At 62.6% G+C, this 7098-nt stretch carries 9 protein-coding genes; 1 reads left to right on the forward strand and 8 read right to left on the reverse strand.

Going from position 1 to position 7098, the window contains the following annotated elements:
• The 6 genes from dxs to WBB85_RS19965 all read right to left on the reverse strand — a co-directional run.
• A partial coding sequence (gene dxs / locus WBB85_RS19940; RefSeq protein ID WP_432640333.1) for a 1-deoxy-D-xylulose-5-phosphate synthase occupies positions 1-1271 on the reverse strand: 1271 nt, incomplete at its 3' end.
• A gap of 18 nt (positions 1272-1289) precedes the next feature.
• Positions 1290-2150 (reverse strand): polyprenyl synthetase family protein, encoded by an 861-nt coding sequence (locus WBB85_RS19945; protein ID WP_432640334.1) that lies wholly within the window; start codon positions 2148-2150, stop codon positions 1290-1292.
• A 3-nt stretch (positions 2151-2153) separates the two neighbouring features.
• Positions 2154-2390 carry an exodeoxyribonuclease VII small subunit gene (locus tag WBB85_RS19950; RefSeq protein WP_432640335.1) on the reverse strand — a complete coding sequence of 79 codons (237 nt, stop codon included), beginning with the start codon at positions 2388-2390 and terminating at the stop codon, positions 2154-2156.
• Positions 2387-3319, reverse strand: a complete 933-nt coding sequence (locus WBB85_RS19955; protein WP_432640336.1) for a histone deacetylase family protein — start codon at positions 3317-3319, stop codon at positions 2387-2389. Before WBB85_RS19955 ends, WBB85_RS19950 begins: the two co-directional genes overlap by 4 nt.
• A gap of 34 nt (positions 3320-3353) precedes the next feature.
• On the reverse strand, positions 3354-4070 hold the full coding sequence (locus WBB85_RS19960) for a response regulator (RefSeq protein ID WP_432640337.1): 717 nt from the start codon (positions 4068-4070) through the stop codon (positions 3354-3356).
• Positions 4067-4576 (reverse strand): MarR family winged helix-turn-helix transcriptional regulator, encoded by a 510-nt coding sequence (locus WBB85_RS19965; protein ID WP_432640338.1) that lies wholly within the window; start codon positions 4574-4576, stop codon positions 4067-4069. Before WBB85_RS19965 ends, WBB85_RS19960 begins: the two co-directional genes overlap by 4 nt.
• A 166-nt stretch (positions 4577-4742) precedes the next feature.
• Here WBB85_RS19965 and WBB85_RS19970 point away from each other — a divergent pair, with 166 nt between their 5' ends.
• Complete coding sequence (locus tag WBB85_RS19970) at positions 4743-5612, forward strand: branched-chain amino acid aminotransferase (protein WP_432640339.1); 870 nt, start codon at positions 4743-4745, stop codon at positions 5610-5612.
• Positions 5613-5715: 103 nt separating this feature from the next.
• On the opposite strand, the gene WBB85_RS19975 is transcribed toward WBB85_RS19970, so the two are convergent.
• Complete coding sequence (locus tag WBB85_RS19975; RefSeq protein ID WP_432640340.1) at positions 5716-6513, reverse strand: IclR family transcriptional regulator; 798 nt, start codon at positions 6511-6513, stop codon at positions 5716-5718.
• On the reverse strand, positions 6510-7098 hold a 589-nt coding region (locus WBB85_RS19980; protein WP_432640341.1), incomplete at its 5' end, for an IclR family transcriptional regulator. The genes WBB85_RS19975 and WBB85_RS19980, both read right to left, overlap by 4 nt.

Consider the following 7098-nt stretch of genomic DNA (forward strand, 5'->3'; position numbering starts at 1 on the left):
AGCCCGGCGCGGTCGATGGCGAAACGCACCGGCAACCGCTGGATCGCCACATCATGCACGACCTGATCGTAGCCGCGTTGCAGAAAGGTCGAATAAAGCGCGCAGAAGGGTTTCAACCCCGCCGCCGCCAGTCCGGCCGAGAAGGTCACAGCATGCTGTTCTGCGATGCCGACATCAAAGCAGCGTTTCGGGAACCGTTCGGCGAAAAGGTTCAACCCGGTGCCATCGGGCATTGCCGCCGTAATGGCGACGATCTTGTCGTCGGTCTCCGCTGCCTTGATCAGCGACTGGGCAAAAACCTTGGTATAGGAGGGCGCGTTGGAGGGCGTTTTTTTCTGTTCGCCCGTCACCACGTCGAACTTCGCCGTCGCATGGCCCTTGTCGGGGCTGCGTTCGGCGGGGGCGTAGCCCTTGCCCTTTTTCGTCAGAACATGGATCAGGATCGGCCCGGTGGCGCGGTCATGGACAGTGCGCAGGATCGACAAAAGCTGCTCCATGTCGTGGCCGTCGATGGGGCCGACATAGGAAAAGCCAAGCTCCTCAAAGAGCGTCCCGCCGACGGTCATGCCCTTCAGCATTTCCTTGGCGCGCCGTGCGCCTTCCTGGAAGGGTTCGGGCAGCAGGCTGACGGCGCCCTTGGCGGCAGCCTTGAATTCCTGAAACGGCGCACCTGCATAGAGGCGCGAGAGGTAAGAGGACATCGCACCAACGGGCGGTGCGATCGACATTTCGTTGTCGTTGAGCACCACGAAAAGCCGCTTTTTCAGGTGACCGGCATTGTTCAACGCCTCATAGGCCATGCCGGCACTCATCGCGCCATCGCCGATCACGGCAATCGCGTCGCCCGCATCGCCCCCCAGATCGCGGGCGGCGGCGAAACCGAGCGCGGCGGAAATCGAGGTCGATGAATGGGCCGCGCCGAACGGGTCATAGGGCGACTCGGAGCGCTTGGTGAAGCCCGACAGCCCGTCCTTCATGCGCAAAGTGCGGATACGCTCGCGCCGTCCGGTCAGGATCTTGTGTGGATAGCACTGGTGGCCGACATCCCAGATGATCTTGTCGTGCGGCGCGTCGAAGACGGCATGCAGCGCGACGGTCAGTTCCACCACGCCGAGGCCCGCGCCAAGATGGCCGCCGGTGACCGAAACCGCGCTGATCGTTTCGGCGCGCAGCTCATCGGCGACGGCCCGCAATTCGCGGTCGCTCAGCGCCTTCAGGTCGGCAGGCACCGTCACGCGGTCAAGGGTCGGGGTCTTCGGTCGCTCGCTCATCACCGGCCTTTCGCCGTTTCACATCTCACGCGAGATAACGAACCGCGCGGCGTCTCTCAAGGTGTCGGCTTTCATACCATAGGGCAAGAGGGCGGTCTCGGCCTCTGTCACAAGGTCGCGGGCACGGGATTTGGCGCCTTTGAGCCCGAGGAGCGAGACGAAGGTGGCCTTGCCCGCCGCCGCATCCTTGCCGAGCTTTTTGCCCGCCTTGGCGGGGTCGCCCTCCACGTCCAGAATATCGTCGGCGATCTGGAAGGCGAGGCCGAGGGCACGGGCGTAATCCTCCAGCGGCCGCGTATCGGCCCCGGCAAGGATCGCCCCCGCCGTCGCGGAAAAGGTGAAAAGCGCGCCGGTCTTGCCTGCCTGAAGCCTCGTGATTTCGTCGAGCGTCAGGGGCGCGGTCGCTGTCTCGGCGGCAATGTCGAGCGCCTGACCCAGCACCATGCCCTCGGCGCCCGAGGCTTTCGAAAGCGCCGTCACCAGGTCGATGCGGCGGGCGCCAAGGGATGGATCGCAGCAAAGTTCAAAGGCGAGCGTCTGCAATGCGTCGCCGGCCAGAACCGCCGTCGCTTCGTCCCATTTCACATGAACGGTTGGTTGGCCCCTGCGCAGGTCGTCGTCGTCCATGCAGGGCAGATCGTCATGGACCAGCGAATAGGCGTGCAACGCCTCGACGGCCGCCGCCGCGGCCATCGCTTCACCTTCATGGATGCCGTGCAGGCGGGCACTTTCAAGGACCAGAAAGGCGCGCAGGCGCTTGCCGCCTTGCAGCGCGTAGCGCATCGCATGGATGACCGGCAGGTCAGGATGAAAGGCCAGCGCGTCGTCCAGCGCTTCCTGCACCTTGGCCTGCACCCGTTTCAGGCGCTCGGCGAACATGGGTCAGAGGCCTTCGACCGGCGTTGCCCCTGTCGGCTGACCATCAGGGCCGAGCGTGATCTTGGCGACCTTCTCCTCGGCCTCTTTCAGCTTGGTCTCGCAGTGCTTTTTCAGCTTCGCGCCCTGTTCATAGAGCGCGATGGATTTCTCCAGTTCCACATTGCCCGATTCGAGGTCGCGCACGACGCCCTCCAGCGCCTTCATCGCCTCTTCAAAGCTCATCTTGGCAATGTCGCTCATTCGCCCCGCTCCATCAGCACCCGAACATGCGCCGCGACTGACTGGCCGAGCGCGGTAAGATCATAACCACCCTCCAGCGAGGATACCACCCGGCCATCGCAGCAATCCTCGGCCAGATCGCAGATCGCATGGGTGATCCAGGCGAAATCGGCCTCGGTCCAGTTGAGGCCCGCCAGCGGGTCGTCGCGATGGGCGTCGAACCCGGCACTGACGAGGATCAGTTCGGGCGCGAAATCCCTGGCCTGTTCCAGCGCCGTTTCCCATGCTGTCCGCATTTCATGCCCGCCCGAGCCGGAGGTCAGCGGCAGGTTGACGATCTGGCCATGGGCGCCGGTTTCATTCGCCGCTCCGCTGCCGGGATAAAGCGGCATCTGATGGGAGGAGACAAACATCGCGCGCGCCTCATCCCAGAGCAGGTCCTGCGTGCCATTGCCGTGATGGACATCGAAATCGAGAACCGCGACACGGGACAGACTGCGTGCGTCGAGCGCGTATTTCGCAGCGATGGCGACGGTACCGAACAGGCAAAAGCCCATCGCCTTTTGGTGTTCCGCATGGTGGCCGGGCGGGCGCATGGCGATGAAGGCATTCGCGGCCTCGCCCGCCAGAACCGCATCCACCGCCGCCTCCACCCCGCCAATGGCGTGCATCGCCGCCTTCCAGCTGTCGGGCGCCATGAACGTGTCGGGGTCAAGTCCGGCCGAGCCGCTTTCAGGCGTCGCCGCGCGGATGGTGTTCATATGCTCGGCCGTATGGCAACGGAGAACCTCTTCCGGCGCGGCGGCGGGGGCGATGCGGCGGTCGAGCGCATCGAAATCCGGATCACGCAAAGCTTTATAGATCGCCTCAAGCCGCGCCACCTGTTCGGGATGGCCCGGCGGGGTGACATGGGCAAGGCCGGTTTCGTGGGTCAGAAACAGGGTGCTCACGGGGCCTGCCTTTCCTTATCGTTGTGAGCGCCGCTTACTCCGGCGCCAGCATGTAACCCGCGCCGCGCACAGTCTGAAGGTAGCGGGGCTGTTTCGGGTCGGTTTCAAACTTGCGGCGAAGGCGGGTGATCTGCACGTCGACCGCGCGTTCCTGGGCCTGACCGCTCTCTCCCCGCCCCGTCGCCCGGCCAAGGTCTTCGACCAGTTGGGTGCGGCTGACCGGCTCGCCCGGTTTTGCGGCGAAGATACGCATCAGCGCAGCTTCGGTCGCTGTCAGCCGCACAAGGCTGTCGCCGCGCCACATCTCGCCCCGGTCGACATCATAGCGCACCGGACCGAGGTTCAGAACTTTCGGCACCTTGGTTTCCACGGCAACCGGCGTGCGGCGCAAGATCGCGTTGATGCGCAGCAGCAGTTCCTTCGGCTCGAACGGCTTGGCCAGATAATCGTCCGCCCCGGCCTCCAGCCCCGCAATGCGGTCGGCGGTTTCACCCTTGGCGGTCAGAAGCAGGATCGGCGTCTTCATGGTTTCGCGCAATGACCGCGTCAGGCTGACCCCGTCCTCGCCCGGCATCATCACATCCATGACGATCAGATCGAAATCGAGCCCGCCCAACAGGCGGCGCGCATGGGCGGCGTCGCGCGCAGCAGTCACGAAAAAGCCGCTGCGGATCAGAAACTTCTGCAGAAGGCTCCGGATACGCTCATCGTCATCGACGATCAGAAGATGGATATCGGCCTGCCCATTCATGTATTATTGTCCCTGATCGATTGGTAATAACGACGGATCTCGGGGTCCATCATCGCCTCAAGCACCTGTCGGAACCCGGCCACCGCCGCCGGTCCCGCCGCGCGGTAGGCCGCGCGCATCCGGGCCCGCTGGGCGTCGCTGAGGTCACGTTCCAGCTCTGCCCCTTTCTTGGTCAGAAAGAGATTGCGCTCGCGCTTGTCGCGACGCCCGATACGCGCCTCGACCAGCCCGTCCTCGACCAGAGTCCTGAGCACCCGGTTCAACGATTGCTTGGTCACGCCGAGCATGGTCAAGAGCGTATTCACCGTCAGCCCCGGCTGGCGGTTGATGAAATGGATCGCCCGGTGATGGGCGCGGCCATATTCGTAGTTTTCGAGGATGCGGTCGGGATCGGCGGTGAAGGCGCGATAGGCGAAGAACATCGCCTCGATGCCCTTCCTCAACTGTTCATCTGTCAGGAACAGCAGGCTTTCGCCACCCTGCGTCCCCGGACTGCCCGCATTCACAATCCTGCCCCCTCATTCCGCTCGTTCACTATGAGTGATTTTATGTCAGCTATGTTGACTTTCCAAGTCTCAACTGGTAGCGAATCCCAGATTTGGCGCAATATTATGTCCGATGTGGACCTAAGTAGCGCAATATTCGCAAACGGACGCGCCCCAGGAGGATGAAATGGCAGGAGCTTACGACGATCGTGACGGCAAGATCTGGATGGATGGCAAGCTCGTGGAATGGCGCGATGCCAAGGTTCATGTCCTGACCCATGCGCTGCATTACGCGTCTTCGGTCTTTGAGGGCGAGCGTTGCTACAATGGCAAGATCTTCAAAAGCAGTGAACATTCGGCGCGGCTTCTGCGCTCGGGTGAGCTTCTGGACATGCCGATCCCCTATACGGTCGAGCAGATCGATGCCGCCAAGGAAGCGGTGCTGAAGGCCAATGGCTGGGACAATGCCTATATCCGTGCGCTGGCCTGGCGCGGCGCGGGTGAGGATATGGGGGTCGCGTCCAAGCGGAACCCGGTCCGTCTGGCGGTCGCTGCCTGGGAATGGGGCAACTATTACGGCGACGCCAAGATGAAAGGCGCGAAACTGGACATCGCCAAATGGCGCCGCCCCGACCCTGCGACGATCCCGTCCGAGGCGAAGGCCGCAGGTCTTTACATGATCTGCACCATGTCCAAGCATGCGGCCGAGGCGAAGGGCTGTTCGGATGCAATGATGCTCGACTATCGCGGCTATGTGGCCGAGGCGACCGGGGCCAACATCTTCTTCGTCAAGGATGGCGAGGTGCATACGCCTCTGGCGGATTGCTTCCTCAATGGCCTGACCCGCCAGACCGTCATCCAGATGCTGCGCGACATGCAGATCAAGGTGCATGAACGGCACATCATGCCGGACGAACTGGAAAGCTTTGAGCAGTGCTGGCTGACCGGCACGGCGGCCGAGGTGACCCCGGTCGGCTCAATCGGTGACAATACGTTCGAGGTGGGCGATCTGGCGAAGCGGGTCGTTGCCGAATACGAACGGCTGGTTCGCGCCTGACGCATTCCCGATTTCGCACGTTGAACAGACGCGCTGCCATACCCGGGGGGCCAGATTTTGGCCCCCACTTTTCGTTTTCGGTTATCGATAGGGGGCCATCCCCTTAACCTGCGCGTAACGCCTGAGATACTGACACCGTGGGCAGCAATACGCTGCTGACGAAAGCATTTTCATCCATGCCCGCCACCGGCACATGCACGGAAACCCCTGCAATGGCCTCTGCCCCGCGCATGATCGGACAGGCCAGCGTCATCATTCCGGGCGCGGCTTCCTGCCTTACCAGCGCATAGCCGGTTTCGCGGCATTTTGTCAGCTCGGCCAGCACCGCAGTCGGGTCGGTAAGGGACCAAGGGGTCAGGGCGGTCATGTCTATCGACGACAGGTATTGCGCCACCGCTTCGGGATCCCGCAAGGACAAGATGCAACGGCCGCTTGCGGAAAGGTGCAGCGGCACCTTCTTTCCCGGAAGGGTGTTTTCAAAATTCCCGGCATATCCCGGCAGGCGATGCACATAGATCATCGAATTCCCGATCGGCACCGAAAGGGAAACGTCCAGCCCAAGATCCTCGCGGAGTTTTACCAAATGCGGCCAGGCCCGTTTGGCGAACTGATTTCGCGACAGGTAGCTGAAGAGAAGATCAACGGTCCTGACCGTTGGCCGGTAGCGTTTTGAGTGTTCTTCTTTCTCTAGATATCCCGCTTCGACCAGCGTTGCGGTCAGGCGCTGTAATGTCGGCACCGTCAGTCCGGTTGACCGTGCCAGATCGGTCAGCGACATCGGACCGGTGCTGGCCGACAAGGCATCCAGAACCCGAAAGCCACGCGCAACCGAGGTCAGGAACCGAGGGTCCTGATCTGGGTCGGGTTTTGCGCCGTCTGGTTGATCATGCTGAGCGGTCATGTCAGGTTATAGGCCCCGATCGCCTGCGCCGCTTGCTTGACCGCGTCGCCCAGGGCATGTCGCCGGTCTTTGTCCTGAAACGCGGTGACTGCGCCGCCGAGGATGATCGCCCCATGCACCTTGCCGTTGGCGCCGACCACCGCAGAACCGACCGAGGCCGCGCCCAGCATGACTTCCTCACTTTGATAAGCGTATCCGACCTTGCCCGCCTCCTCTACCGCTGCCGATACAGACCAGATATCGGCCAGCGAATGCGGCGTGATCTTTCGATAGTTCGATGCGGCAAGTACCCTGTAGCTCTCGGCTTTTGGCATTGCAGCCAGAATCGCGCGCCCGGACGCAGTGTTGACCGCAGGCCAGCGCCGACCCAGAGGTGACAGGTTCAAAAGCTCATCCTTGCTGGGGACGCGCGACAGATAGACGATATCGGTCCCATCCAGCACGGTCAGGTCGGCCCGAGTCGCGAAACGTTCTGACAGCTCGATAAGGTAGGGCGTGGCGGTTTCGAGAAAGCGGTTGTGGTGCAGATAACCATAGACCGGACGCAGGCAGGACCGCCCGGGGACATAGCGTTTGCCGCCTTCT

The organism is Albidovulum sp. (assembly GCF_049646345.1).
Classification (GTDB): domain Bacteria; phylum Pseudomonadota; class Alphaproteobacteria; order Rhodobacterales; family Rhodobacteraceae; genus Albidovulum.

What these genes read in the sequence shown, in the direction of transcription:
- WBB85_RS19945 (WP_432640334.1), bottom strand. Translation starts at nt 2,150, where the DNA reads ATGTTCGCCGAGCGCCTGAAACGGGTGCAGGCCAAGGTGCAGGAAGCG.
- WBB85_RS19960 (WP_432640337.1), bottom strand. Translation starts at nt 4,070, where the DNA reads ATGAATGGGCAGGCCGATATCCATCTTCTGATCGTCGATGACGATGAG.
- WBB85_RS19975 (WP_432640340.1), bottom strand. Translation starts at nt 6,513, where the DNA reads ATGACCGCTCAGCATGATCAACCAGACGGCGCAAAACCCGACCCAGAT.
- WBB85_RS19970 (WP_432640339.1), top strand. Translation starts at nt 4,743, where the DNA reads ATGGCAGGAGCTTACGACGATCGTGACGGCAAGATCTGGATGGATGGC.
- WBB85_RS19950 (WP_432640335.1), bottom strand. Translation starts at nt 2,390, where the DNA reads ATGAGCGACATTGCCAAGATGAGCTTTGAAGAGGCGATGAAGGCGCTG.